We start from the raw sequence: 806 nt of genomic DNA on the forward strand, positions 1-806 counted from the left end.
CTATGTGTCCGGGCCGGACAAAAAAGTGCCTGGCAGGGGCAGAGGGACTCGAACCCCCGACCTGCGGTTTTGGAGACCGCCGCTCTACCAACTGAGCTATACCCCTAAGGCTGGAAGGCATTTGCCCCAACTCTGTGATTGCTGCAAGCCTGTGCCTGATAAAGTCACAAGGGAGATTTCACGCCATGGCCCGCCTGCCCTATCCAGAAGACCTCAGCATCCTTGCCCCCGGCGGCGACAAAGTGCTCGGAAACCTCGCCCCATTGAATGTTTTCAAGATGCTGGCGCATGCGCCGCATATGCTGAAACCTTTCGTTTCGATGGGCACGGCTTTCCTGATCAAGGGCAAGATGGACCCTGTTACGCGCGAATGCGTGGTCCTTCGGGTGGGGTATCTCTCCGGCGCAAGCTATGAGACGACCCAGCATGAGGCGATTGGCCTGGCTGTCGGCATGACGCCCGCCCTCATTGAAGCCGTGAAGGAGGGCCCGGACGCTTCGGGACTCACGGAAGAACAGAGGATCGCGCTCAGTTTTACCGACCACCTGGTCGCCAATCCCGGCCCTTCCGATGCCCAGGTGGAGGCTGCCAGAGCGCATTTCGGGCTTGCCGGTCTTGAGGAACTCGTCCTGCTGATCGGCTATTACATGATGGTCTGCCGCTTCCTGGAAACCTTCGGAGTCGACATCGAAGACGGCGGGCCGAAGGGCACGGCCATCGTCGACCGCAAACAGCCATAAAAGAAAACGGGCGGCAGTTTCCTGCCGCCCGCTTCGCTTTTCGCCGGAGCGAGAAGCTTATTTCTT

The 806-nt window shown here is 59.4% G+C and carries 1 protein-coding gene and 1 tRNA gene; one reads left to right on the forward strand and one right to left on the reverse strand.

Annotated features, from left to right (window positions below):
• Positions 1–30: 30 nt before the first annotated feature.
• Positions 31–106, reverse strand: a tRNA-Trp gene (locus tag HPO_RS19385).
• A gap of 79 nt (positions 107–185) precedes the next feature.
• Here HPO_RS19385 and HPO_RS19390 point away from each other — a divergent pair.
• Positions 186–740: a carboxymuconolactone decarboxylase family protein gene (locus HPO_RS19390; RefSeq protein WP_051612857.1), complete on the forward strand. Its 555-nt coding sequence runs from the start codon at positions 186–188 to the stop codon at positions 738–740.
• Positions 741–806: the final 66 nt, after the last annotated feature.

It is taken from the genome of Hyphomonas polymorpha PS728, assembly GCF_000685315.1.
Taxonomy (GTDB): domain Bacteria; phylum Pseudomonadota; class Alphaproteobacteria; order Caulobacterales; family Hyphomonadaceae; genus Hyphomonas; species Hyphomonas polymorpha.

Bases quoted from the DNA above. Each gene is read 5' to 3' on its own strand.
- HPO_RS19390 (WP_051612857.1), top strand. From the start codon at position 186: ATGGCCCGCCTGCCCTATCCAGAAGACCTCAGCATCCTTGCCCCCGGC.